Source organism: Halomonas sp. HP20-15 (genome assembly GCF_033446685.1).
Classification (GTDB): Bacteria; Pseudomonadota; Gammaproteobacteria; order Pseudomonadales; family Halomonadaceae; genus Modicisalibacter.
Genome location: NZ_JAWQLY010000005.1, coordinates 191,302 through 215,558, shown reverse-complemented (window position 1 = coordinate 215,558; position 24,257 = coordinate 191,302). Strand labels below are relative to the sequence as shown.

Genomic DNA, 24,257 nt, shown 5'->3' with positions numbered 1-24,257 from the left:
CCGGCCTGGCTAGTCCCGTTCAGTACCGATCCTGCTCCAGGTGAGCCGCGACGGCGTCGCGCACCTCGGCGTAGGGCCAGGCCTCCAGGGCCGCGTAGCCGTCGAGCTGGCGGGCCTTCAGGCGGGTCAGCAGCGGCGTGGCCAGCCCGGTCAGAAAACGTGTCAGCAGGTCGGCGCTGGGCGGCGGAACGTCGCCGGTCTCGCTCAGCCGCACGAGCAGCGGCTCGCAGAGCGCTCCGACACGTTCGCCCTCGAGCGCGGGCAGCGACTCGCCGGCGGGCAGCCGCGCCACCTGGCCCCGGCACACCGAGCAGTGTCCGCAGCGCTGCGGGGCGTTGGCGTCGCCGAAGTACTCGGCCAGCCGGCGGCTGAGACAGGTCTCGGACTCGAACAGCGACAGCATCGCCTCGAGACGGGCGATCTCGGCGCGTTCCTTGGTCCTGAAGTAGCCATGCAGGTCGTCGGCGAGGGCCTGGACGTCGAGATCCGGCTGGCGGATCGCATAGACCTCGGTCATCTGCTTGCTTTCCAGCGCTATCAAGCCCTGGTCGTTGAAGTATTCCAGGGCGCGGATCACCCGCGCGCGGGAAACGTCGAGGCCGCGCTCGTCGCCCAGCCGCGCCAGCGCGTCGAGATCCAGCGTGCACCAGGTCTTGGCGCGTGGCGAAGCGGCGACGATGGCGGCGACGAAATCGCCGCGCTCGCCGGTAAAGCGATCGACCAGCGCCTCGGGCTCGATCAGATACTGGAAACGGTACTCGGCGAAGTAGGCGTAACGCGGCGCGATCACGCCGCGCAACTCGAGCTGTACCAGCAGCGTCTTGAGCGGTAGCGGACGGATGTTGCTGTACTGGGAGAGCGTGTTGAGCGTCAGTTCCCACTGGCCCTGCGGCGCCGCCTCGCCAATCGTCCGCAGCACCCGTTCGATGCCGTCGCGCTCCGGGGTGTCGCCGTAGACGAAGTTCTCCAGCGCGGCCAGGGTGTCGCGGCCACCCAGCATCAGGCAGTCCGCGGGCTGGCCGTCGCGCCCGGCGCGGCCGATCTCCTGGCTGTAGTTCTCGATCGACTTGGGCAGGTCGACGTGGACGACGTTGCGAATGTCGGCCTTGTCGATGCCCATGCCGAAGGCGATGGTGGCGACGATGCAGTTGACCTCGCCGCTCATGAAGGCGCGCTGCAGGGCGTCGCGGGCGTCGCTCTTGAGCCCGGCGTGATAGGCGCGGGCGGGGATGCCCGCCTTGTCGAGATAGGCGGCGAGCTGCTCGGCGCGCTTTTGCAGGGTGACGTAGACGATGCTCGGCTGGGGCGTCGCCCCGGCAAGGCGCGGGCGCAGCCAATCGCGCAGCGCCCGGACGCGCTGCTCGGCCTCGACGGGCTGCACCAGCAGGTTGAGGTTGGCGCGGTAGAAGCCGGTCAGCGTGACGTCGCGGGCCTCGATGGCGAAGCTTGCGCGCATGTCCTCGATCACCCGCGGCGTGGCGGTGGCGGTGAGCAGCAGTGCCTGGGGAATGGCGAATTCGCGCTGGTAGTCGGGCAGCTTGAGGTAGTCGGGGCGAAAGTTATGGCCCCATTCCGAGAGGCAATGGGCCTCGTCGACCACCAGCAGCGAGACCGGCACCTGGCGCAGGAAGGCGCGAAAGCGCTCGTTCTTGAGCCGCTCCACCGAGATCATCAGGATGCGGATCTCGCCGCGACGCACGCCGTCCATCACCGCGCTGGCCTCCTCGCGGCTCTGGCGCGAGTCGATGCTCGCCGCGGCGATCCCGTGGCGGGCCAGGAAGTCGAGCTGGTCCTGCATCAGCGCCAGCAGCGGCGAGACCACCAGCGTCAGGTGCGGCAGATGCAGGGCCGGTAGTTGATAGCATAGCGACTTGCCGGAACCGGTGGGGAAGATCGCCGCCGCCGAGCGGCCCTCGACCAGCGCCTCGATCACCGCGCGCTGGCCCGCGCGGAACTCGGGATAGCCGAAGACGTTTTGCAGGGTCTGCTCGATCATGCGCGCTCCTGAGCGGTAGGGTGGCGGGGCTGGGATAACGTTTGTTCGCTACGTATGGGGTCCATCGATGACGACGCGCCAGCTGCGCGCATTCTCGCATATCGTCGGCTTCGACGACTGTCCCTTCGCCCGCACGCATCGTGGCGACGTCACCGTCGTCGGCGCGATCTATTCCGGCTTGCGCCTGGAGGGGGTCGTTTCGGGCCGGGTGCGCCGCGACGGCGCGAACGGCACGCGGGTACTGATCGAGCTGGTGCGCGACAGCAAGTTCGGCGCTCACCTGCAACTCGTCATGCTACAGGGCGTCGCCCTGGCCGGGTTCAACGTCGTCGATGCGGTGAAGTTGCAGGCGGCGCTGGGGGTGCCGGTGCTGGTGGTGGCCCGTCACGCGCCGCGTCCGGAGGCGATGCGCCGCGCCCTGCTCGAGCGGGTCCCCGGTGGCGCTGCCAAGTGGGCTAGGGTCGAACGCCTCGGGCCGATGGAGCCGTTGGCGGGCGTCCACGTGCAGCGCGTGGGGCTCAGTCGGCAGGAGGCCGAGCGCGTGCTGCGCGAGACCGCCATCAACGGCGCCATTCCCGAACCGCTGCGCACCGCGCACCTGATCGCCGGCGGCGTGGCGAGCGGAGAAAGCCGCGGGCGGACCTGACGGCAAGGGCAAGGCGCCGACAAGCGTATGAGTGTGGCGAGTCCCTTGGCATAATGGCGGCTTTTGTCCATCGGGGATGACCCATGACCGCCTGGAGCAAGCTGCTCGTCGCCACCACGCGGCTGATCGATCTTCACGACAGCGCTCACGAGCCGGGTTCGGCGTTCGTCCAGGTCAGCCAGGAACAGCGCCGTGGCCTGCGTGACGGTTACTGGCTGGATCTGGGCTGTCTGCTGCTCGATTACCTGCTCGAGCTGGATTTTGCCACCAACAGCGCCTTCGTCTCGCAACGGCGCTGCCTGGCGCAGCTGCGCGAGGACTACCCGGCGCTGTCGGCCGACGATCTGGCCTTCGTCATCAATCTGCTGTCCACGCCCAGCGAGCTGCATTTTCGAGATGCGGCTGGTTCCGCGGACATCGGTGACGCACAGGCCAGCGATCGCCGGGGCGCGCGCAGCACCAAGCGCACCGCGCTGATCGAGAAGCAGGGTCAGACCGGCCAGGTGCGGCTGACGCCGAGCGGCCGCCAGGCGGTGACCCTGGCCAGCCAGGTCGAGGACCTGCTGTATTCGGAATACGATGCCGCCAAGATACTCGCGGCCCTGGCGCGCAGCGATTTCTCGCGAATCCCCGACATCACCAACCAGATCCTGATGGCGATCCGCGCGCTGACCCAGGAGCTGCGCCGGGTGCGCGAGAACCCCACCCGCGAGGGCAAGCTCAGCGCCTTTCTCGACAACGAACGCCATTATCACAACGCCCTGTCGACGATTCAGAACACCCTGCTCAGCGCCCGCTCGCAGCTGGTCACGCCGGAACTCATGCAGCGCTTCGAGGCCTGGCGCGACACTCAGCAACAGGACTGGGACCTACGCATGCTGACCGGCGCCATCGGTCGCGTGCTCAACGCCATCGAGAACCTCTCGCGGCGGCTTTCGGAGCTGCTTTCGGACATCGCCGAAGGGCGCATCCAGTCGATGGGGGTGATCGATTTCGCCGACCTGTCGCGGCGCACGCTCGGCGAGCCGTTGCCCGACGCGCTGCGCGATGCGCTGGTCAAGCGCATGATGCCGTTCGGCCTGGCCGCCGCGATGCCACGGGTCGAGCCGCTGATACCGCTGCTCGAGACGCGCCGCGCCGAACACAGCGCCACGGCCCTGGTGTTCGACGAGCAGCACGATGCGGCGCCTGAGGATCCGCTGCTGGCGCGCTTTCTCCAGCGGCGCGGCCCGGCATTGCGCGAACGCCTGCGGCAAGCGCCGCTATCGCTGCCCGAGGCGCTGGACGAGGGCTGGCATCGTTTCGAGGACGACGACTGCCTGGCCCAGTTGCTCAACACCTTCGTCGACACCCAGCTACTCGACGCCCGGCTGACGGTGGGCATCGAGGCCGAACCGTTCGCCGTGCGCCTGGCCGACGGGCGGCGGGTCGAAGGCGCGGTCACGCCCTCGCTGTGGCGCTCCGATACCCCCGGGGCTGCGTCTTCCTCGGGGGAGCCGGAGGACGCGCCGGCGGCCCGCGCGCCGCAATCCGCTATCGAACCTTCAAACGCGGCTACGGACGTTGCCGTGCAGGATAACGACTCATGAACATGACCGAGATGGGCGAGGTGGTCGCCTACCTGCTGCGCTACCGCACCGCCGAGCGCCAGCCGAGTGGCGGGCGCAAGCGCCGCGCCGCCCGCGAAGGCCAGCTCGCCGAGCGCGACGTGTGCGCGCTGATCGACGATGCACTGGACACCGAACGCGAGGCGTTGCGCGATTTCCTGGCCGGCCAGGGCCTGCGCCTGCGGGTCTTCGAACCCGGCGACTATCCGGGCATCGCCCCGGGTTCGCGACTCTACGCGCTGCTGCCCGACCCCGAACTCGAACAGCCGCCGCTCTACACCCGCGATCCGGTCTTCGATGCCCTGCGCCTGCGTCAGGAGAGCCGTGCCGAGCTGGCGCAGTGGTACCTGCAGCTGTGGCTGCTGCTGCACGCGCTCCTGTATACCCGGCTCAATCGCGCACTGTCGGATGTCAGCCGCTACCAGGAGGCGACCTTCGCCAGCGCCGAGCTGATCGAGCTGCTGCGCGAGCGGCTCGAGGAGTTGCGCGCGCTCGGCGAGGCCATTCCCGAGACCAGCCGTAGCCTGCTCGACGAGCGCGGCGAGGACCTGGCCCGCCGGGCCAAGGCATTCATCGACCTTCAGGTGCGCGGCGGTCAGCTCGAAGCGGCCCGCGAAACCACCGACGACGGTGGCGACATCTGGCAACAGACCCTGCTCGGCGCGCTGGAAGCCGAGCAGGTCGGCGTGCATCACCTCTCGCACCTGGTCGAACTGATCTCGGGCCAGGCGCGCGACGATCTGGGGACGCCGGCCGCGACGCCTACCCGTGCGGCCGACGAAGCGGCCGAAACGGCGCCCGCCGAGCGCGAGGACGACGAGGCGGCACGATCCGACGACCTGTTCGCCGACTCGGATGCCGGCCAGGCGCAGGACAGTGGAGACCGTTCATGAGCGTGATCAACCGTATCGAAGTCGCCAACCTGCTCAACAAGCACGGCGACATCGCCTCGCCCTGGGACGCCAAAATGCGTCATCTGCTGCTCGATCTGCGCGGCCAGTCGAGCGCCATCAGCATGGAAAACGGCTTCGGCAAGACGACGCTCGCCGAGGCGTTGATCGGCCTGCTGTCGCGCGATCGCACCCTGCTGGCGCGTACCCGCCGCAAGTGCTCGCCGGCCAGCGTCGGCGGCCAGGGCCGCAGCTGGTCGCACCTGCGAGTGGAATTTCGCAGCGGCGATGGCGCGGCGGGGCAATCCGACATGCTCGCCGCCGCCGGCGAGGAGGTCGCCGGCGAGACCTTCGTGTTCGGCTTGTATGGCTACAGCGACGGCAGCGGGCTGTCCTTCTATCACTATGCCGGACGTCTCGAGGATATCCCCGTCCATCACCTGACTCGCGACGCCAAGCTGGCGCTGTACGCCAACAGCGATGTCCAGGCGGCAATGCGCAGCCACGGCGTGACCCGCAGCGCCAACCGCGAGGAGTGGCTGGACGCGGTGGGCTCGCACATCTCGCGCCGGGAACTGGCGCAGATGGCCGCCTTCCAGAAGGAGGGCGGCGCCGACAAGAGTCAGATATTCAACGCCATCAAGCCGCGCGCCGGCGAGAAGGCCGACCAAGCGTTCTTCTTCGAGGTACTGGCGCCGCAGATTCTTTCCGGGGCGACCCGAGGCGAGACCGACGAGGGCGAGGAGCTGATCGAGGACGTGATCCTCAACTCGGGCAGCAAGGTCACCGAACTGCGCCACCGCCTGAGCGAGGCCGAGACCGACCAGAAGCGCGCCGACGACAAGGTCGCCCGGCTCGCCGATCTCAACGAGCAGGGCGAGGCGCTGCTCGGCGCGCGCGAGCGTCTCGCCGAGCTCGACGAGGGCCTGGCGGCCAGCGAACGGCTGCTGGGCGGCCAGGCGTTGCTGGCGCTGCCGGGCCTGCCGCGGCGGCCCGCGGCCGATGCGACGGAGGATGCGCTAGCAGGTGCGGCCGGGACCGACGAGGTCACCGGGCTGGCCTGGAGCAAGGGCGACAGCGAGCGCCCGCGGGTATCGGTCTGGCTGCTCGCCCGGCTCGGCGGCCAGCCCGAGCGCAGCGTGCGTGAGTCGCTGGCGGAGCGTGGCGCGCGGGTCGACTCGCATCGCCAACTGATTCATCTGCCCGAAGCGGCTTGGGCGAGCGCCCGCGAGGCCCACCATGTCGCATTCGCCTCGGCCCGCGACTGGCTGGCCGACAGCCATGGCTTCGCCGACGACAGCGCACGCTACCGGGCGCTCGCGCGGCTCGACGAGGCCGCCGATACCTTCGAGGCGCTCGACGGCAACCGCTTTCGCGAAGAGGTGATCGCCGATCGCCGTTACCTGAAGGAGCTCAAGGCGGACGCCGGGGGCTTCGAGGCCGAGTGGGAGCGCCTCGAGCGCGAGCGTGAACAGCTCGAATCGCGCCAGCGCGAATTCACCGACAACCAGAGCTTCTATACCCAGGCGCTGGGCGAGGGGCTGTTCAGCGAAGCCGAGCTCGAGGCGCCCGAGGCGACCCGCGAGACCGCCATCGCCGCCGCCGACACGGCTCGCCAGGCGCTCAACGCGCATATCGGGCGTGTCGCCAAGCTCGAGGACAGTGCACGCTGGCACGCCGAGTTCCAGGCGGCCCATCCGGATACCTCACCGGGCGAGTGGCTGGCGCTGAAGAGCGCGCAGCAGGAGGCGCTGGATCTCGAACGCGAAACCGTCGAGGCCGAACTGGACGACGTCGGCGCCCAGCGTGACGAGGCCCGTGACGCGCGCGACCGGCTCAATGGCGAGCGCGCGCGCCTGGAGGGCGAGCGCGGCCCGCTCAAGCACGGCCAGGAGGCCTGGCGGGCCTTCGTCGAGGGCTGGCCCGACGCCGCCGTCGAGGAGTTCTGGGCGCGGCGCAAGGCCGAGCTGGCCGACTGGCAGCAGGCGCAGCGCGCACAGCGTCAGCGTCAGCAGGAGGCGCAGGCGCGTGGTGAGCGCCTGACGCCGCTGGCCGAGTCGGCGCGGCGCTATGCCGAGGTGCATGGCGACGACGATCCGGTGCACCTGCGCGATCGCCTCTATCGGCGCTCGCGCGAACTCGACGATGCGGCGCATCGGCTGGAACGGGAAGAGCAACGCCTGCGCGAGCTGCACCAGGCCTGGCTGAGCTTTGGCGATATCAGCGAGCAGTCGCCGGCGCAATGGCTCAAGGATGCCAAGTTCCGCTACCCGCGCCTGCTCAGCGAGGCCGAGGGCCTGGACGAGCGGATCGAAGCCCGCGAGCGCTATCTCGAGAGCCTTGCCGGCGATCCGCTGGCGCGCCAGGTCGCCGAGCGCGAGGCGCATCGTCTGCTCGATCAGGCGGGGATCGCCTGGACCGCGTTGCACGACGTGCTCAATGCGGACGACGAACATGCCCTCGAGGCGCGCCGTGAATGGTTGTCGCAGGCCGCCGGCCAGCTGTTCGCCCCGGTTGTCGCCGGCGAGTCGCGGGCCGGCGAGGCCGCCGCGCTGCTGATCGAACATGGCCTGGGCGTGCCGGTGTTCGAGGCCGGCCGGCTCGCGGCGTGCCTCGCTGACGGCCGGCCACCGCTGGGCGCGGTGTGCGGCGTCGAGACCCTGGCGGTTAAGGCGGCGCTCGATCCCCAGTACCTGATCGCGCTGCGCGAGGAGACCCAGCAGCGCCTGGCCATCGATCGTCAGCGCCGCGACGCGCTGGCGGCCGAGATCGCGCGCCTCGACCCGCACGGCGAACGCTTCGCCCTGGCGCTACGGGCCCTCGATGCCGTCGAGGCACGGGTCGAGGAGGCGCTCGACGGCCTGGAACGCGACCAGCGCGAACTCGCGGCGCGGCGCGAGGAGCTCGCGCCGCGGCTGAGCGATGCGGCGCTGACATGCATCGACGACTTTCAGCGCTATCTGCTCGAAGGGGGCGACAGGGCCCTCGAAGAGGCTAGCGAGACGCTGGCCGACGCCGAGCGCCGCCTGGCCGAGCTGGGTCCACAGGTCGATGCCGCCGAACGGGCGCTGGAGCGGCATGGCGCGACCTGGCTGGCCGCGGAGAAGTTCGCCGCGGCGGGTGGCGTCGAGCGGCTCGAAGCCCTTGAGGCGCGTCTCGCCGAACTGGTCGAGACCCAGGCGTTGACCGACGAGCGTCTGGCCCAGGCCAGCGAACGTCACGAAGCGCTGCGCCGACAGCGCGATGATCTGGACGGCCGCTCGCGGGCGCTGTTCGCCGATGGCGAGCGCGAACGGCTGCGCACCCTCGACGCCTTCGAGCGTGAGGGCGGGGTCGACTTCATGGCGGCCGCCGAGGCGCGGGAGGCCGAGCTCGAGGTGGCGTTGGCCAGCGCCAGTCGGCGCGCGGATTTCGATTTCGCGCGCATCCGTGCCTTTCTCGAGGTGCGCGACGACAGCGGCGGCGGCCAGAAGCTCGAGCGCGAGATCGCCCGACTCAAGCGCGAGCGCGACGCGGCGCATGCCGCGGGCAAGGCCAAGCGCCGCGAGCAGGACAGCGTCGAGGCGCGCCTGGCCTGCAACCATCAGGCGATGCTCGACACCGATCAACTGGCCATCGCCTGGCTGGAGCGGGTTCGCGGCCTGCCGGGCGGTTGGCTGCAGCGCCTGGCGGTGCTCGACGATCTGCGTGAGGCTAGCCGTTGGCCGCTCGATGATCCGCGGGCCGAGGCGCTGGACGCCACGCTCGGCGAGTGGCGAGGCCTGGCCGGCGGCGACCGCGAGACCGGTGAGGGCGCGTCGGACGAGGCGCATCAGCGCTTCCTTCAGTCGCTGCAGGGCTGTCAGCAGGCATTGCTCGAGGCGCTGGGCGATCTCAACCTCGGCGAGCGCTCGCGGGACCGCGAGCGTCAGGCGCGCGAGGCGGAGCGCTTCGAGCAGAAACTCGGCCAGGCGTTGCGCGAGGCCGTCGAGAGTCGCCTGTTCAACGATACCGAGCGTGCCCGGCTGGCGACGCTGGACGGCGCCACCGCGGCTTCGCTCGACGAGCTGCGCGCGCTCTATGGCCAGTTGACCGGCCAGCTCGACGAGCATCGACAGCGCGTCGCCACGCTCAACGCCTCGCGCGAGCATATCGAGGGCAATCTGGTCGAGCGGCTGGGCTCGATCATCACCGATGCCGCCGGCAACCTGGACAGCCTGAAGCGCGTCGCCCGACGCGGCAGCGAGGGCGGGGCCTATTTCGAGGTCAAGGCGGCGCTGATCGGCGACGAGGCGGTTCGTGAATTGATCCAGCAGTTGCTCGCCGATATCGACGAGCACCAGCTCGCCCAGCGGCGCCGGCTGCAGCAGGACGGCGCGGCGGCGCAGGGCGACCAGCGCCGCCGCGACGACGAGTTGACCCGCCAGATTCGCCGGCGCATCTACCGCGGGCTGTTCCGCGACGTGACCATTCGCCTCAAGCACGACGCGATCCGTCCCCATGGCCGGCTGTTCTCGCTCAACGAGGACATGTCGGAAGGCCAGCGCGAGGCGGTGTCGCTGATGTGGCTGGTCAAGCTCTCGGAATTCGCCATCGAGCGCGAGCTGCGCGAACTGCCGGGTCATCACAAGCGCCGCGCCCGGGCCGGTCGCGAGAGCGTGATCCTGCTCGATGGGCTGTTCTCCAAGCTCTCGCATCGGCGACTGATCCAGGATTCGCTGGAGTCGCTGCGCAACACCCGCGGACGTTTCCAGATGATCGGCTTGATCCATAATCCCAACTACGAGAATGACGCGGCGATCTTCCCCACCTACCTGGTGGGCAGTGTGATCGGCGGCGCCCAGGGCCAGGGCGGCCACGTGGTGGTCCGCGACGGCCGGGTGGTCGAGCCCGAAGCGATCGGTCGCGGTCAGGGCGAGGCCAGCCTGTTCGGCATTCACGTCACGGAGCCGACGCCATGAAACTGCTCAGCGAGCGCGCCGAGGTGGCGCAGCACTATCTGGAAGGCGAGTGGGGCAAGCACCACCTGAAAGGGCGTTACAAGGCCTGGCGCAGCCAGCCGCTGGTGAACATGCTGAGCCAGGCGGGGCATTGCGGTACCGAGCTGGATGGCTGGGAGGCGCTGCGCGAGCTGGCCGAGGCGGGGCTCATCGAGACCGCGCAACCGGTTTCGGCGCACCAGCGGCTCAACGTTCGCGTGCAGTTGTCCGAGGCGCTGCGCCATCGGCTGGAATCCGAGTTCGCCCGGGTCGATGCCTCGCTGCCGCTGGACGCCGCTCAGGCCGCCGTCTGGCGCCATGCGCTGGACGGTGTGCTCGAGGCCTGGAGCCTGGCCGATCAGCGGCGTCTCGTCGAGGGGCTCAACCGGCTGGCCGCGGATCTGCCCGGCGCCCATGCGCTCAGTTCGTTCGAGGCCAGCGCACGCTATCTGCTGGGTAGCAGCAAGTTGCTGGATGCCTTGCCGCGTGAGCTGGTGCGTGCCTTCGGCATCGAACGCGCGGCTTTTCGCATGCCAAGCGTCTGGGTGCTGGCGGCGGTGCCGGCCGAACCGCAGGGGGTGCTGCTGATCGAGAATCCGCAGAGCTTCGAGCAGGCACGTCGCACGGGCCTTGCCGAGCGCTTGGCTCTGCTCTGCAGCTTCGGTTACGGGCTGTCGCTGAGCGAAGCGCTCAAGGCGCCCGAGCGGGTGCGGCTGATCGGCGACGTCGATCCGCGGCAATCGTTGGCCGACCTTTTGACACTCGAGCGCGCAAACTACTGGGGCGATCTCGACCCCGAGGGCCTGAGAATCTTCCGCCGGCTACGTCGGAGCGTACCGACATTGCGCCTTTCGGCGCTCTACGCGCCGATGATCGAGCGGTTCGAGCGCGAAGGCGGCCATCCGCTGCACCGGCTGACCGGCAAGCACGGCCAGCGCCCGGGGATTGGCTGGGCGCGGGGGCTCGACCAGGAGGCGCTCGACGATACGGTGATGGCTGAGCTAGGGGGCAGATCGCTCGATGATGCGCTGGCCGAGGCCTGGCTGACGCTGATAAAGGGCATGGACGAGGAGGAGCACTGATGCCGGTCTACGGGATTGGCGATACTACCCTGCAGGCCCTGGGCGGCGAAACTGCCGTGTACGAACTGGCCGAGCGTTTCTATGCCGCCATGCAGCGCCTGCCCGAGGCGCAGGGTATTCTGGCGTTGCATCCCGCCGAGCTGAGCCTGTCGCGGGACAAGCTGGCGACGTTTCTGATCGGCTGGATGGGCGGACCGAGCCGCTACCGCGCGCGCTTCGGGCCGATCGCCATTCCCGCCGCGCACCGCCACTTGGCGATCGGTCCCGAGGAGCGCGATGCCTGGCTGCTATGCATGCGTACGGCACTCGACGAGATGGGCGTCGAGGCCGAGCTCAAGGTCTATCTGCTGGCCCAGTTGAGGCATCCCGCCGAGATGTGCCGCACCCGCTGAATCGCTCAAGGGTGCGGCTGGCCCGCTTACCCTGTCCAAATAGTTCGTTTGCTTGCTAATTTATGCTAGCATACCTCGCATGCGAACTAACTTCTTGTCACAAGGCGATGCCGCGCTCGGCATGCGGCTCGGTCACGTTCATCGCCTGTGGTGCACGGTGGTGGGGCGCACGGTGGCACCGCTGGGACTGACCCAGCCGCGCTGGACGGCCCTGGTGGCGCTGCGCCATCTCGGTGACGGCGCCACGCAGAAGCAACTGGCCGAAACGCTGGGTATCGAACTGCCCTCGCTGACGCGCACACTCGCGCAACTCGAGCGTCAGGGGCTGATAAAGCGACGCATCCGTGCCGACGACCGCCGGGTGCGCCAGGTGTCGTTCACCGCCGAAGGGGTGCGAATACTGGCCGCGCTGGACGCTCGGGCCGACGAGGCGCGGGCGCTGCTTCTCGCCGGGCTCGACGAAGCCGAACGCGAGACGCTGCAACGCGCCTTGCGGCGCATCGAGATCAACGCCGGCCGCTGGCTGGGCCCCGCCGACCGCTAGTCCATCCGCTTGAGCGAAGATACCGGAGCAGCGCCCCCAGCTACCCGAGCCTGGGTCCGGCCGACCTGCTTGCCAGCCACCTGATGGCGCTGCGCAACCGTTGGCAGGCAACGCGCCTCTGTTTAAGCGCGCAAGACCCGGTTGCGACCCGCGTGCTTGGCGGCGTAGAGACCGCGATCGGCGCGTTCGATGAGCTCATCGATAGTGTCGTTGTCCTGATACTCGGCGGCTCCGAGACTGGCGGTGACCCGCCCTTGGGTGATGCCGAAATCATGGCCGGCGATCGCCTCGCGCAAGCGCTCGGCCAGCTGCACGGCGGCTTCGATCGGTGTGCATGGCAGCAGGATGGCCAATTCCTCGCCGCCCAGGCGCGCCACCAGATCTTCGCCGCGTAGGGCGTTGCAGCAGAGTTCGGCGAGCTGTTTGAGTACCTGGTCGCCCTTGAGATGGCCCCAGGTATCGTTGATGCGCTTGAAGTGATCGAGATCGAGCAGCAGCAGGGATAATGGACGTGCATGGCGTCTAGCGCTCGACATCTCTTCCCTGAGCCGCTGCATCAGCCGGCGGCGATTGGCCAGGCCGGTGAGTTCATCGGTATCCGAGAGCTTTCTCAGGTGGCGCTGCTGCACGACCTGTTCGCTGACATCGATCAGTACGCCGTGCCATAGGGTGCTGCCATCGCTGGTTCTTTCCGGGCGCGCGCGCACCGTGACCCAGCGGGTGGCACCGTCGAGGCGCAGGATGCGCAGCTGGATTGCCAGGGTGGTGAGTGCCAGCGCCGAATGTTCGAGGGCGCTCATCAGCTTGATGTAATCACTGCGGGCGATGCGCTCGAGGGCCGGTTCGGCGCTTTGCGCCAGCTTCTGGCGGTCGGCGCCCTGAAGCATGCGCTCGTCGCCGGCCAGCAGCGGGAAGCGCAGCTGCCCGCGCGTATCGCGAAGCAGTTGAAACACCAGGCCGGGGATGCGCTCGCCGAGCAGGGCCAGTTGCCCACTGCCGCTGTCCCGGGGCTCGCCTTGGGTGCTGTCCGGTGCGCCGTTCGATGCACCGGCGGGCGGCGAGGCAGAAGGCAGTGACATCGTTGGCTCCCGGCATTCGATAGGGATGCGTCGCTGGAAACGACAGTAAGCGCGAAGCGCAACACTATACGAACAAAAGTAACATAATGTCACAAAAGTATAGTCGTAGGTGATCTACGACAGTAAACCGAGCCATTTTCCTACACGTCTCGCTGCGGACCCATCAATGAGCCGCTGTCGCTGGCTCAGCGGGGGCTGTCATAACGGCCGGGACGCCCCTTGGAATAGACGACCTGCCATAACTGGATGTCCCGCGCACGGAAGGCGCCGGCACAAACGCCGAGGTAATAGCGGAACATGCGGCGCGTACGCTCGTTGTAGTTGTGGGCGACCTCATGCCAGTGGGTATCGAAGTTTTCGTTCCAGGCCATCAGGGTACGATCGTAGTCGGCGCCGAAATTCTGCCAGTCTTCCATGAGCAATCTGCCTTCGCTGGCCTGCGCGATATGCTTGATGGAGGGCAGGATGCCGTTGGGGAAGATGTACTTGTTGATCCAGGGATCGGCACTGATCTCGGAATTGTTGGAGCCGATGGTGTGCAGCACGAACAGGCCGTCATCGGCGAGCAGTCGCTCGACGGTGTCGAAATAGGTGCGGTAGTTGCGATGGCCGACGTGCTCGAACATGCCGATCGAGACGATGCGGTCGAAGCGGCCTTCCAGGTCGCGATAATCCTCGAGCAGGATCTCAACCGGCAGCCCCTCGCAGCGCTGACGGGCCAGTACGGCCTGCTCCTTGGAGATAGTGATGCCGGTCACTTCGGCGCCGTAACGGCGGGCGGCATGTTCGGCGAAGCTGCCCCAGCCGCAGCCGATGTCGAGCACCTTCATGCCGGGCTCGATGCCCAGCTTGCGCGCCGCCAGGTCGAGCTTGGCAACCTGCGCCTCGTGGAGCGTTTGGGCTTCCTTCCAGTAGCCACAGGAGTAGCACATGGTCGGATCGAGCATGCGCTCGAAAAGATCGTTGCCGAGATCATAGTGCGCCTCGCCGACGATATAGGCCCGGGTCTTGCTCTGGAGGTTGAAGAAACCCGCCTGGAGGCGGTACATCAGCCGCTCGGAAGAGGTATGAGCGCGTTCGCCGAGCCCGTGACGAAGCAGCCGATGGGCCATTTCGTCGATCCGTTCGCAGTCCCACCAGCCATCCATGTAGGCTTCGCCGAGACCCAGCGTGCCCTGACGCAAGATGCGCGAGAAGAAGTCGGGATGCAGGACTTGGATATCCCACGGCGTGGAACCGTTGAGGCTGACTCCGGAACCTTCGAGCAAGTCTTCGACGATGCGTCGTGAGCGGGTATCGGGTAGGGCGACGGGGCCGATGCGGGTATCACTGGTCATGCCGAACTCCGGTATGCAGGTTGCGAATGCGATACGGTCCGGGCAAGGCAATCCCTTGCCACAACCAAACTCTATTTAGTTTGCTAACTGTAGCCGCGGGATGCAACTGCTCCAGGCTATGGCATTGATAGTGCTAGCAAGAGTGCTGACCACGACTGTTACTGCAGCATAGTCTATCGTCGTAGTGATGAGAAAAATCCAATGAAGGAGGGTGCTTCATGCAGGTCATCGTCGATTTTTGCATCGTGCCGTTGGGCGTCGGAGTCTCGGTTTCGCGTTACGTGGCAGCGTGCCAGGAGGTGATCGAAGACGCCGGTCTGGTCTATCGCATGCATGCCTACGGCACCAACATCGAAGGACCGTGGGAAACGGTTTTCGAAACGGTGAGGCGGTGTCATGAGCGTGTCCATGAGATGGGCGCGCCGCGTATCACCACGACCCTCAAGGTCGGCACCCGTACCGATCGCGAACAGAGCATGGATGACAAGGTGGCAAGTGTCGCCACGCACTTGCAGCGTTGAGGGTTCAATCGCCACGACAGTGATAGCGCCAGACGATCGAGGGCGCTTCGCCTTCATGGGTGGTGGCGGCATATGTGCCGAGCTCGCTTTGCGCCAGGGGTAGCGCGGATTCGCTACGAAAGCGTGGCGGCGTATCGTGTTGCTGGCTTTCGATGACCACGGGATGGCCGTCCTGGCATTGCTCTTCGGCGTGCTGCATCGCAGCCTGGCGAGCCTCCGAGAGCGTGTCACCATGGGCTTCCAGACGCAGGAACGGTGGCTGCGGTGGCGGCGATGACCCGGCGCAGCCCGCCAGCCACAGCGCCATTCCCAGGGCCGTGAAATTGAGCGATCGCCGCCTGCCTGCCATTACGGGCTCCCTATCGTTGATGAGTCTCTAGGCCTTGTCGAATTGCCGTCGTTCGTTGCCTGTCTGCATTGTAGTCGGCCATGACGCTCGGCCGTCGAGTCGTCAGAAGAATTCCTGCGAGGCATCGAACGGCGTCAGCCAGCGATTGCACTGGGCCAGCAGGTGCGCGGTCAGGGCGTCGAGGGTGCTGCCGCCATGCCGCCAATGGTGCCAGTAGAGCGGCACGTCGATGAAACTGTCGCTATCCAGATCGACGAGGCTGCCTTCCTGTAATTCCCGGGATACCTGGCGCTCGGGTATCAAGCCGTACCCCATGCCCGACTGAGCTAGCTGAATGAATCCCTCGGAAGAGGGGCACAGGTGGTGTGGAAAGGGTTCCTGATAACCGCGCATTTCCAGATAGCGGTGCTGCAGGCGATCGTCGGGGCCGAAGACGATCGCCGGGGCCTCGCGCAGGGCATCGTGATTCAACCCACGGGGAAAATGCCGGGCCACGTAATCGGGACTCGCCAGGGCGCGGTAACGCATGCTGCCCAGGGGATGGGTGCGCGCACCCTGCACCGGGCGCGATGTGGCGCATATGCAGCCGGCGACCTCGCCGTCGCGCATGCGCTTGAGAGCGACGTCCTGGTCCTCCACCACCAGGTCGAGCAGCACATCATGTTCGCGGCAGAAGCCGCCGGTGACCGGCGTCCACCAAGTGGCCAGGCTATCGGCATTGATCGCCAGGCGCAGGCGTTGCTCGCGCTCGCCTAGGGCCGGGATCTGATCGAGCAGGTCGTGCTCGAGCAGACGCACCTGTTGGACGTGATTGAGCAGGCGTCGGCCCAGCGGAGTCGGTGCCAGCTTGGGGGTGCGCACGAGCACCGGCTGGCCGAGCCGGGCCTCGAGCAGTTTGATGCGCTGGGAGACCGCGGATTGGGTCAGTCCCAGGTGCTTTGCGCCACGCTCGAAGCCGGATTGGTCGACCACCGCCGCCAGGGCCTGGAGAAGTTTGTAATCAAGCATCAGCCAAGTTAATCATCCATTCTTTCAATTAATTTAACTTATTTTAGCGCCGAGTATAACCTGGATTTCCTTATGTAGACGCCAGGAGATTGCCATGTGGGGTTCTGCCGCCCAGGGGCTGGTAACCGGTGCCGGGCTGATCATCGCAATCGGCGCGCAGAATGCTTTCGTCCTCGGTCAGGGGCTGCGACGCGAGCACCCCTGGCTGGTGGCGCTCATTTGCACGGCGTGTGACGTACTGCTGATCGTCCTGGGCGGGTTGGGCGTCGGCCAATTGATCGCCTCCCAGGCAACGTTGATGATGTTGGCCAGGCTCGGCGGTGCGCTGTTCCTGGTGTGGCAGGCCGGATTGGCCTGGCGCCGGGTCTTTTCGCCCGAGGCCCTGCGGGCCGGGCGTGGCGGGGCCTCGCGTCGCGGCGTGATAGCCACGACGTTGGCAGTGACGCTGCTCAATCCGCAGGTCTACCTGGACACGCTGATCATGCTCGGCGCGATCGGTGCCGTGCAGGCCGAGCCGACGGCTTTCTACGCAGGCGCCATACTGGCTTCCTGCCTATGGTTCTTCTCGCTGGTCGCTGCGGCCGGTTGGCTGGCGCCGAAGTTGGCGAGTCGCTGGGTGTGGCGAGTCATCGACGGTGTTATCGGCGTGGTGCTGTTGATGGTGGCGGCGGGGCTGGTCGCCGGGCTTCAGTGACTGTAAGGATATATTTACGCAGTGTCAGGATGCTGCACCATGGCAGCTCGCTGTCATGCCGGAGCGGGCACTGTGTAAGGAATGCTTGCCAGACTGGCGGGCGCAGTCGGGAAGCGAGGCCCTCAATGCCGGCGGCGAAGGCATCCACGAGTCCGCGACGGCGCTATAAGCTGTAAGCAACATCGCCTCGACGATGATCCGTTAGCCGCAGCAGGAGAGGGACATGACCGCACCAGCAACCGCGACTGTTTCCGATAACCAGTACAACCCTCTGGGTACCGATGGTTTCGAGTTCGTCGAATTCACCGCGCCGAATGCCGAGCAGCGCGAGGCCATGGCTCGCCTGTTCGAGCGGATGGGCTTCACTCGGACGCGCAAGCACCGCTCGAAGAACGTGACGCTTTTCCAGCAGGAGGGCATCAATTTCGTGATCAATGGCGAGCCGGGCGGGCATGCGGCGGAATTCGCCCGTCAGCATGGCCCGAGTGCTTGCGCGATGGCCTGGAGGGTGGCCGATGCGCATCAGGCGCTGGAACACGCCGTGGCGAATGGCGCCGAAGCGGTGGATAACCCGGTCGGCCCCGGTGAGGTGGGAATACCGGCGATCAAGGGGATCGGCGGCTCACTGCTGTATTTCGTCGATGGACGTACCGACGAGCAGGGACGCACGCTTTACGACATCGATTTCGAACCGATTCCGGGGGCCGATCGAAACGCGGCGAGTGTGGGGCTCAAGGTGCTCGATCACCTGACCCACAATGTCGACCGCGGCCAGATGAACGTCTGGGCCGACTTCTATACGCGGATCGCCAATTTTCGCGAAATTCGCTATTTCGACATCGAAGGCAAGATGACCGGGCTGCACTCCCAGGCGATGACGGCGCCCTGCGGCAAGATGCACATTCCGATCAATGAATCGGCCGACGATACTTCGCAGATCGCCGAATTCCTGCGCGAGTACAACGGCGAGGGTATCCAGCACCTGGCGCTGGCTACCGACGATATCTATGCCACTGTCAGAGCGTTGCGCGACAACGGCGTGACCTTCATGTCCACGCCGGCTACCTACTATGAAAAGATCGCCGAGCGGGTACCCGATCACCAGGAATCGGTCGAGGAACTGCAGTCGCTCAATCTGTTGATCGATGGCGCGCCGGAGGAGGGGATTCTTCTGCAGATATTCACCGACACGGTGATCGGGCCGATCTTCTTCGAAATCATTCAGCGCAAGGGCAACAAGGGCTTTGGCGAAGGCAACTTCAAGGCGCTTTTCGAATCCATCGAAGAAGATCAGATTCGCCGCGGGGTACTCAAGGCTGGGGAATGAACCAGCACAGACAAGCCACGCCCGGCCTGTGCCGGTCGTGGCTGTCAGTTACGGGCTGCCGACAGCGTCATTGACGAGCCTCATCGGGAGAGCCTAGAGCCCATAATCGTCAGGATCTTCACCCTGTTCGCGAAGAAAGGCCGCTATCAGATCATCTTCGCCATCGTGGTCCGAGCCGTGAGCGTAGGCGAACTCTATCAATTGCTCTTCCTCGAACCCGTCATACCATGCCATATCCTTGTAATCGCTGGTGGAATACCATTCGCTAGCTGCTTCGTAGCTGTCGAAAAGCCTCGCCATCATCGACTCCTTGTCTGGCCTTTTGCTGCAACATAGATGGCTCGTCGCCATCGTGCAATCACGCTTGCTCCGGGGGCGCTTCAGCGTTTTTCTTCAGTGATCGCGTAGGGGCGCCAATGGACACGTACCTGGGCCAGCACTCTAAAGGGCAGTGCGCTGATCAGCACATTGTCGAGCTCGCTTCGTTCGTCGCGAATGCGCAACTTGCCTTGCGCGTTGCGCGATATATGGCGCACCTGCAACGCATCGTCGCACTCCAGCAGGTATAGGCCATCATCGTCGAAAGTATCGAGCGGGCGTATCGCGGCAAGATCACCCTCGGTCAGAAAGTCGAATCGCTCCCCCGGCGCCGGCGTCACCAAATGGCAGCCTTCCGTGATTTCCGAACTGGGCAGGCCAATCGACGAGGGCACCAATTGACCGCTGGTGGTCATCCAGGGCGGCGGCTGGAGAACGCGAAGGGGCAGAACGCCATAAGGTATCTGCGTCGCAGGCGTACCTTGCAGCAGGTCGCTCAAATTGCAGTCCAGGGCTTCAGCCAGGGCCACTAGTCGCTCATGACCGATCTGCTTGATGGTGCCTGATTCCCAATAGGAAATCGTAACGTCCGAGACACCCACCCGCCGGGCCAAGGCAGCCTTGCTCAGATTAGCCTTCATTCTTAGTGCTTTTATATGGGAACCCAGGTCAACCATCGAGTGCATCTCACCGTGACATGAACGCCTAGCATAGCCAGTCGCTACCGAAGTATGTTTCGGGTTAAAACATGACACTTAGCCGCATGACAATTCGCCGTCTCAGATATTGGAACAGGCGGGCAACGACGACTTTTTCCTCAGTATTTATGGCTTGGATCGCTATGCTGCGCCAGTGTTCCAGCGATGAGCGTGCTAAGGAGCGTCACCGTAATTCACTGTAATCGACGCCAAATATCCAGTCATTCGGCTTAATGAGCAAGCAGGAGGGGCGGTGAGAAAAATGCGCCGGCTGCCCGAACGGACAGCCCGGTGGCGCAGAAAGTATTGCACTGAAGGCTCCAGCCACTCGCCCAGAGCGAGCCGCTGGTGCTCCGATCGCGGCTACGATCGGAGCGGGCAGTATACGGAGTCGTCGTTTGCGGAATAAGTGGGTACAATCGAAATCCAGTGTTTCCGAAATGGAAACTTTAGGCTTCGTCACGCTTTCAAGGACCCGGTTTGGCCACTCTCGATGCATTGAAAGTCTTCGTTGAAGTCGTGAGGGCCGGGAGCTTCACGGCGGCGGCGCGTCGCCTGGGTATTTCCAAGTCACTGGCTTCCAAGCGAATAGCGGCACTGGAAGAAGAGCTGGGCGTTAGCCTGCTGAACCGCTCGACGCGTTCGTTGCACCTGACCGAGGCCGGCCAGATCTACTTCGAGCATGGCCTGCGTATTCGCGAGGAATTGGCCGCGGCCGAAGCCCAGGTTCAATCGGTGACGTCGCGTCCTCGCGGCCAACTCAAGGTCAGCGCCCAGGTCAGCTTCGGCTTCATGTATCTGGCACCACCGACGACGGCTTTCATGCGCCGTTATCCCGACGTGGCGGTGGAGATTCTGCTCGAGGACCAGCGCTTCGAGCCGATCGACGACTCCGTCGACCTGGCCATACGCATGGGCCCGATGCCGCCGTCGAGCCTGGTCTCGCGTCCATTGTGCAAGGTGGTCTATGGGCTTTATGCCGCGCCCGAGTACTTGGCGCGCGCCGAGCGGCCGATGCATCCGCGCGATATCGAGCAGCACGACAGCATCTTCTACGGCAACTACGACCTTGGCGCGCACTGGCGCTTTTCGCTCAACGGTCAACCACTCGACATCGAGCCTAACTCGCGGCTGGTCATCAACAATCTGCTGGGGGTCGTGGAAGCGGCCAAGGCCGGATTCGGACTCGCTTATCTTCCGACTTTCGCGGCACGGGCGGCGGTTGCCGACGGCGAACTGGTACCGTTGCTTCAGCCCTACTGGAACGAGCATGGCAGCATGCTGGTGCTGTTTCGCTCACGCAAGTATCTGCCCGACAAGACCCGCGCCTATCTCGACTTCATCACCGACTGGTTTCGCGAGCACTTGGCGCTTTAGCTAAGGCCGGCATGCGGCGCCTTGAGTGCCTCTTCCGGTGCTCGTTTCATCCATGGCTGATGGAGGGATACCAGGTGCGTATAATGCCGCCATCAACCCGAGCCAACGGAAACGGACGAGATGACCACCGTACGCACACGCATTGCCCCGTCTCCCACCGGCGACCCGCACGTGGGTACCGCCTATATTGCGCTGTTCAACTTATGCTTCGCCCGCCAGCACGGTGGCCAATTCATACTGCGCATCGAGGACACCGACCGTCAGCGCTCGACCCCCGAATCGGAACAGATGATCCTCGATTCGCTGCGCTGGCTGGGCCTGGAGTGGGACGAAGGGCCGGATGTCGGTGGGCCGCACGGGCCCTATCGCCAGAGCGAGCGTGGCGACATCTATGCCGAGATGGCCCGTCAGTTGCTGGACAAGGGGCACGCCTTCAAGTGTTATCGGACCAGCGAAGAACTCGACGAATTGCGCGAGTCGCGCAAGGCGCAAGGCCTGCAGTTGGCGCTCAAGCCCGCTGACCTGGCTCTGCCGGGCGACGAGGCCAAGCGGCGCGAGAACGAAGGGTGGCCCTATGTGGTGCGCATGCAGGTGCCCGAATCCGGTACCTGCGTCGTCGAGGACATGCTACGCGGGCGCATCGAAGTCGATTGGGCGCAGGTCGATGCCCAGATCCTGCTCAAGTCCGATGGCATGCCGACCTATCATCTGGCCAACGTCGTCGATGATCATCTGATGGGGATCACCCACGTGCTGCGCGGTGAGGAGTGGATCAACTCGGCGCCCAAGCATCAGTTGCTTTACGAATACTTCGGTTGGGAAATGCCCCGGCTCTGCCATATGCCGCTGTTGCGCAATCCGGACAAGTCGAAGCTTTCCAAACGCAAGAATCCCACCTCGATCAACTACTATCGGCGCATGGGGTTTCTCGCCCAGGCGGTGACCAACTACCTCGGGCGGATGGGCTGGTCGATGCCCGATGATCGTGAAAAGTTCACCCTCGACGAGATGATGGCGCACTTCGACATCCAGCGTGTGTCGCTGGGCGGGCCGGTGTTTGATCTGCAGAAGCTGACTTGGCTGAATGGCGTATATATCCGCGAGGACCTTGACGATGCGGCTTTGCTCCAGGCGCTGCGCGAATGGGCCTTCAATGATGAGTACGCGGGGCAGATATTGCCGCAGGTGCGTCCACGCATCGAGACGCTATCTGATGTCATGCCGTTGGCCGGTCATTTCTTTGCGGGGCTGCCGGCGATCGACGCGCGCAGCTTTGACGAGGTCAAGCTCGAGAGGGAGGATCTCCTGCGCTTGCTGCAGCTGTTGGTGTGGCGCCTCGAAGGGGTATCGCGTTGGGACAAGGAAAGCCTGCTGGCCGAGGTCAAGCGCCTGTGCGAGCACTTCGATCTCAAGATGAAGGTTCTCCTGGCACCGGTGTTCATCGCCATTACCGGCTCGTCGACCTCGACCTCGGTAATGGACGCCATGGCGATTCTGGGGTCCGACATGACCCGGGCCCGGTTGCGTCATGCCATCGAGGTGCTGGGCGGTGTCTCCAAGAAGCAGGCCAAGAAACTCGAGAAGGAGTATCGGGAGCTGTAAGCCATAAGCTGTAAGCTTTAAGAAGACCTCGGCAGGACCTGCGGTACCGGGATTGCCGAAGCGTGCTGGGAGTAGCGATATGGGCGGTCTTTATCTTCCAGCTTCAGGCTTACAGCTTAAAGCTTAAAGCTTCGTGCGAAGCACGAGGGTTGACTAATCCGGGGCTGATCAGTAATATACGCCCCGTTCTCGCGAACTAAGCAGTTGGTTCAGGGGCCTTAGCTCAGCTGGGAGAGCGCGACACTGGCAGTGTCGAGGTCAGCGGTTCGATCCCGCTAGGCTCCACCATTTCGCGAAACGTCCTCTTTGCGTCCCATTCGTCTAGTGGTCCAGGACACCGCCCTTTCACGGCGGTAACAGGGGTTCGAACCCCCTATGGGACGCCACTTCTTTTGCTGTTCCCCATCCGTTTAGCCAGCCCATCAAAAGGGACTATTCGCTGGGCATGTCAATATGAGCGCGTTCACCCCCACGACTGACTTTTAACGCGCGAAGGCTTGACAAGCCGACCGAGTTTTCCCCATCGCCTATTGCTCCATGTTAGCTTGTGCACAGTTTGTCGCTCAGGCCCATGGTTGTGCTTCTGATTGTAAAATCCTTTATTAAACAGCAAGTTATGGATGGTTAAAAAATAGCCGATTTGTAGGCAACCCGCATGTCATGGCGATTGCGAGACCTTTTCTAGAGCTTATAAACAAGCTTATCCACAGAAAGTGTGGAAAAGCGAAAAGGGTGCAAAAGTTGCGAAACGATGGCTGTAGAAGGATGCTCCTGGCGAGCTCGAAAGGACTCAAGCCCGACAGGAACAACCGGGATCTGAAGGGAATGGCTAGCCGGCCTGCTCCAGGCGCTTGAGCAATGACGAGGTGTCCCAGCGTCCACCGCCCATCGCCTGGACGTCGCCGTAGAATTGATCGACTAGTGCGGTCACCGGAAGACGGGCACTGAGCTTGCGAGCCTCGCTCAGGCATATGTTCAGGTCCTTGCGCATCCAATTGACCGCAAAGCCATGTTCGTATTCGCCGGCAATCATCGTCCGATGGCGATTGGCCATCTGCCAGGAACCGGCTGCACCCTGAGAGATCACTTCGACGACGCGTTCGCGATCGAGGCCGGCTCGTTCGGCGAAGTGCAAGCCTTCGGCGAGCCCCTGCACCAGTCCGGCAATACAGATTTGATTGACCATCTTGGTCATCTGGCCCGCTCCGGCCTCGCCCATCAGGGTCACGGCACGGCCATATTGGGCGAGGGCGGGGCGTATGCGCTGGAAGGCGGCTTCCTCGCCCCCGCACATGATGGTCAGGGCGCCGTTCTCGGCGCCCTGTTGGCCGCCCGACACCGGCGCATCGATGAACTGGCAGCCATGCTCGCGGCAGGCCACGGCGAGTTCCTGGGCCAGATCGGCGGAGGCGGTGGTGTGATCGATCAGCACCGCTGCCTCGTTTATGCCGGTCATGACCCCCTCGGGGCCGGTGACGACTTCGCGCACGTCGTCGTCGTTGCCCACGCAGACCAGTACCAGATCGGCGCCCTGGGCGGCCTCGCCGGGGGTCGGATGGTGGCTGCCGCCATATTCGGCGACCCAGGTTTCGGCCTTGGCGGCGGTGCGGTTATAGACGCGTACGTCGATACCGGCGCGGGCCAGGTGGCCGGCCATGGGATAGCCCATGACGCCCAGTCCGATGAAGGCGGCGGTACGAATCTGCTGGCTCATGATCAAGCTCCTCAGGCAGGTGAGCGGTGGCGGCGTGGTGTCACGTTTCCAGCCTAGGCCAAGTGAGCCGCTCTATTTACACGGAGTCGTTATTTGCACAGTTGGCATGGAAAGAGAA

At 65.2% G+C, this 24,257-nt stretch carries 20 protein-coding genes and 2 tRNA genes; 14 read left to right on the top strand and 8 right to left on the bottom strand.

What is annotated here, in order from left to right:
• Positions 1–19: 19 nt before the first annotated feature.
• Positions 20–1,996 carry a RecQ family ATP-dependent DNA helicase gene (locus R6258_RS09080; protein WP_318449367.1) on the bottom strand — a complete coding sequence of 659 codons (1,977 nt, stop codon included), beginning with the start codon at positions 1,994–1,996 and terminating at the stop codon, positions 20–22.
• Between the two features lie 67 nt (positions 1,997–2,063).
• Here R6258_RS09080 and R6258_RS09075 point away from each other — a divergent pair, with 67 nt between their 5' ends.
• The 7 genes from R6258_RS09075 (at position 2,064) to R6258_RS09045 (ending at position 12,115) form a co-directional block, all read left to right on the top strand.
• Positions 2,064–2,642 (top strand): DUF99 family protein, encoded by a 579-nt coding sequence (locus R6258_RS09075; protein WP_318449365.1) that lies wholly within the window; start codon positions 2,064–2,066, stop codon positions 2,640–2,642.
• 83 nt (positions 2,643–2,725) lie between these two features.
• Positions 2,726–4,231: a hypothetical protein gene (locus R6258_RS09070; RefSeq protein ID WP_318449364.1), complete on the top strand. Its 1,506-nt coding sequence runs from the start codon at positions 2,726–2,728 to the stop codon at positions 4,229–4,231.
• Positions 4,228–5,142, top strand: a complete 915-nt coding sequence (locus R6258_RS09065) for a hypothetical protein (protein WP_318449362.1) — start codon at positions 4,228–4,230, stop codon at positions 5,140–5,142. The genes R6258_RS09070 and R6258_RS09065 overlap by 4 nt, the downstream gene beginning before the upstream one ends.
• Complete coding sequence (locus tag R6258_RS09060) at positions 5,139–10,079, top strand: hypothetical protein (RefSeq protein ID WP_318449360.1); 4,941 nt, start codon at positions 5,139–5,141, stop codon at positions 10,077–10,079. The genes R6258_RS09065 and R6258_RS09060 overlap by 4 nt, the downstream gene beginning before the upstream one ends.
• The gene (locus tag R6258_RS09055; RefSeq protein WP_318449358.1) at positions 10,076–11,179 is read left to right on the top strand and encodes a Wadjet anti-phage system protein JetD domain-containing protein; all 1,104 of its coding nucleotides are present in this window, start codon (positions 10,076–10,078) and stop codon (positions 11,177–11,179) included. Before R6258_RS09060 ends, R6258_RS09055 begins: the two co-directional genes overlap by 4 nt.
• Positions 11,179–11,571 carry a group II truncated hemoglobin gene (locus tag R6258_RS09050; protein ID WP_318449356.1) on the top strand — a complete coding sequence of 131 codons (393 nt, stop codon included), beginning with the start codon at positions 11,179–11,181 and terminating at the stop codon, positions 11,569–11,571. Before R6258_RS09055 ends, R6258_RS09050 begins: the two co-directional genes overlap by 1 nt.
• Before the next feature lie 79 nt (positions 11,572–11,650).
• Positions 11,651–12,115, top strand: coding sequence for a MarR family transcriptional regulator (locus R6258_RS09045; protein WP_318449354.1), 465 nt, complete (start codon positions 11,651–11,653; stop codon positions 12,113–12,115).
• Between the two features lie 122 nt (positions 12,116–12,237).
• Here R6258_RS09045 and R6258_RS09040 read toward each other — a convergent pair whose 3' ends face one another.
• Positions 12,238–13,194 (bottom strand): GGDEF domain-containing protein, encoded by a 957-nt coding sequence (locus tag R6258_RS09040; protein WP_318449353.1) that lies wholly within the window; start codon positions 13,192–13,194, stop codon positions 12,238–12,240.
• 185 nt (positions 13,195–13,379) lie between these two features.
• Positions 13,380–14,531: a cyclopropane fatty acyl phospholipid synthase gene (gene cfa / locus R6258_RS09035; RefSeq protein ID WP_318449351.1), complete on the bottom strand. Its 1,152-nt coding sequence runs from the start codon at positions 14,529–14,531 to the stop codon at positions 13,380–13,382.
• Between the two features lie 218 nt (positions 14,532–14,749).
• Between cfa and R6258_RS09030 the strand changes: the two genes are divergently transcribed.
• A complete protein-coding gene (locus tag R6258_RS09030) occupies positions 14,750–15,052 on the top strand; it encodes an MTH1187 family thiamine-binding protein (protein WP_318449350.1) in 303 nt (100 codons plus the stop codon).
• A gap of 4 nt (positions 15,053–15,056) precedes the next feature.
• Here the strand turns inward: R6258_RS09030 and R6258_RS09025 are convergent, their stop codons facing one another.
• Positions 15,057–15,401 carry a hypothetical protein gene (locus R6258_RS09025; RefSeq protein ID WP_318449349.1) on the bottom strand — a complete coding sequence of 115 codons (345 nt, stop codon included), beginning with the start codon at positions 15,399–15,401 and terminating at the stop codon, positions 15,057–15,059.
• Positions 15,402–15,503: 102 nt separating this feature from the next.
• Positions 15,504–16,409, bottom strand: a complete 906-nt coding sequence (locus tag R6258_RS09020; protein WP_318449347.1) for a LysR family transcriptional regulator ArgP — start codon at positions 16,407–16,409, stop codon at positions 15,504–15,506.
• 94 nt (positions 16,410–16,503) lie between these two features.
• Between R6258_RS09020 and R6258_RS09015 the strand changes: the two genes are divergently transcribed.
• Positions 16,504–17,103 carry a LysE/ArgO family amino acid transporter gene (locus tag R6258_RS09015; RefSeq protein WP_318449344.1) on the top strand — a complete coding sequence of 200 codons (600 nt, stop codon included), beginning with the start codon at positions 16,504–16,506 and terminating at the stop codon, positions 17,101–17,103.
• A 223-nt stretch (positions 17,104–17,326) separates the two neighbouring features.
• Positions 17,327–18,430: a 4-hydroxyphenylpyruvate dioxygenase gene (hppD, locus tag R6258_RS09010; protein WP_318449343.1), complete on the top strand. Its 1,104-nt coding sequence runs from the start codon at positions 17,327–17,329 to the stop codon at positions 18,428–18,430.
• Positions 18,431–18,523: 93 nt separating this feature from the next.
• On the opposite strand, the gene R6258_RS09005 is transcribed toward hppD, so the two are convergent.
• Entirely contained in the window at positions 18,524–18,730 is a 207-nt protein-coding gene (locus tag R6258_RS09005) for a hypothetical protein (protein ID WP_318449342.1), read from the bottom strand.
• 80 nt (positions 18,731–18,810) lie between these two features.
• Entirely contained in the window at positions 18,811–19,389 is a 579-nt protein-coding gene (locus R6258_RS09000; protein ID WP_412176367.1) for a helix-turn-helix domain-containing protein, read from the bottom strand.
• Between the two features lie 537 nt (positions 19,390–19,926).
• Between R6258_RS09000 and R6258_RS08995 the strand changes: the two genes are divergently transcribed.
• The 4 genes from R6258_RS08995 (at position 19,927) to R6258_RS08980 (ending at position 22,811) form a co-directional block, all read left to right on the top strand.
• Positions 19,927–20,823, top strand: a complete 897-nt coding sequence (locus R6258_RS08995; protein WP_318449338.1) for a LysR family transcriptional regulator — start codon at positions 19,927–19,929, stop codon at positions 20,821–20,823.
• Positions 20,824–20,943: 120 nt separating this feature from the next.
• Entirely contained in the window at positions 20,944–22,425 is a 1,482-nt protein-coding gene (gene gltX / locus R6258_RS08990; RefSeq protein WP_318449337.1) for a glutamate--tRNA ligase, read from the top strand.
• A gap of 212 nt (positions 22,426–22,637) precedes the next feature.
• Positions 22,638–22,713 (top strand) — tRNA-Ala (locus R6258_RS08985).
• Between the two features lie 22 nt (positions 22,714–22,735).
• Positions 22,736–22,811, top strand: a tRNA-Glu gene (locus tag R6258_RS08980).
• 443 nt (positions 22,812–23,254) lie between these two features.
• On the opposite strand, the gene R6258_RS08975 is transcribed toward R6258_RS08980, so the two are convergent.
• On the bottom strand, positions 23,255–24,139 hold the full coding sequence (locus tag R6258_RS08975) for an NAD(P)-dependent oxidoreductase (RefSeq protein WP_318449336.1): 885 nt from the start codon (positions 24,137–24,139) through the stop codon (positions 23,255–23,257).
• Positions 24,140–24,257 lie beyond the last annotated feature (118 nt).

Excerpts from the sequence above, each read along its gene's own strand:
- R6258_RS09080 (WP_318449367.1), bottom strand. The coding sequence starts at position 1,996 with ATGATCGAGCAGACCCTGCAAAACGTCTTCGGCTATCCCGAGTTCCGC.
- R6258_RS09075 (WP_318449365.1), top strand. The coding sequence starts at position 2,064 with ATGACGACGCGCCAGCTGCGCGCATTCTCGCATATCGTCGGCTTCGAC.
- R6258_RS09070 (WP_318449364.1), top strand. The coding sequence starts at position 2,726 with ATGACCGCCTGGAGCAAGCTGCTCGTCGCCACCACGCGGCTGATCGAT.
- R6258_RS09065 (WP_318449362.1), top strand. The coding sequence starts at position 4,228 with ATGAACATGACCGAGATGGGCGAGGTGGTCGCCTACCTGCTGCGCTAC.
- R6258_RS09060 (WP_318449360.1), top strand. The coding sequence starts at position 5,139 with ATGAGCGTGATCAACCGTATCGAAGTCGCCAACCTGCTCAACAAGCAC.
- R6258_RS09055 (WP_318449358.1), top strand. The coding sequence starts at position 10,076 with ATGAAACTGCTCAGCGAGCGCGCCGAGGTGGCGCAGCACTATCTGGAA.
- R6258_RS09050 (WP_318449356.1), top strand. The coding sequence starts at position 11,179 with ATGCCGGTCTACGGGATTGGCGATACTACCCTGCAGGCCCTGGGCGGC.
- R6258_RS09045 (WP_318449354.1), top strand. The coding sequence starts at position 11,651 with ATGCGAACTAACTTCTTGTCACAAGGCGATGCCGCGCTCGGCATGCGG.
- R6258_RS09040 (WP_318449353.1), bottom strand. The coding sequence starts at position 13,194 with ATGTCACTGCCTTCTGCCTCGCCGCCCGCCGGTGCATCGAACGGCGCA.
- cfa (WP_318449351.1), bottom strand. The coding sequence starts at position 14,531 with ATGACCAGTGATACCCGCATCGGCCCCGTCGCCCTACCCGATACCCGC.
- R6258_RS09030 (WP_318449350.1), top strand. The coding sequence starts at position 14,750 with ATGCAGGTCATCGTCGATTTTTGCATCGTGCCGTTGGGCGTCGGAGTC.
- R6258_RS09025 (WP_318449349.1), bottom strand. The coding sequence starts at position 15,401 with ATGGCAGGCAGGCGGCGATCGCTCAATTTCACGGCCCTGGGAATGGCG.
- R6258_RS09020 (WP_318449347.1), bottom strand. The coding sequence starts at position 16,409 with ATGCTTGATTACAAACTTCTCCAGGCCCTGGCGGCGGTGGTCGACCAA.
- R6258_RS09015 (WP_318449344.1), top strand. The coding sequence starts at position 16,504 with ATGTGGGGTTCTGCCGCCCAGGGGCTGGTAACCGGTGCCGGGCTGATC.
- hppD (WP_318449343.1), top strand. The coding sequence starts at position 17,327 with ATGACCGCACCAGCAACCGCGACTGTTTCCGATAACCAGTACAACCCT.
- R6258_RS09005 (WP_318449342.1), bottom strand. The coding sequence starts at position 18,730 with ATGGCGAGGCTTTTCGACAGCTACGAAGCAGCTAGCGAATGGTATTCC.
- R6258_RS09000 (WP_412176367.1), bottom strand. The coding sequence starts at position 19,389 with ATGAAGGCTAATCTGAGCAAGGCTGCCTTGGCCCGGCGGGTGGGTGTC.
- gltX (WP_318449337.1), top strand. The coding sequence starts at position 20,944 with ATGACCACCGTACGCACACGCATTGCCCCGTCTCCCACCGGCGACCCG.
- R6258_RS08975 (WP_318449336.1), bottom strand. The coding sequence starts at position 24,139 with ATGAGCCAGCAGATTCGTACCGCCGCCTTCATCGGACTGGGCGTCATG.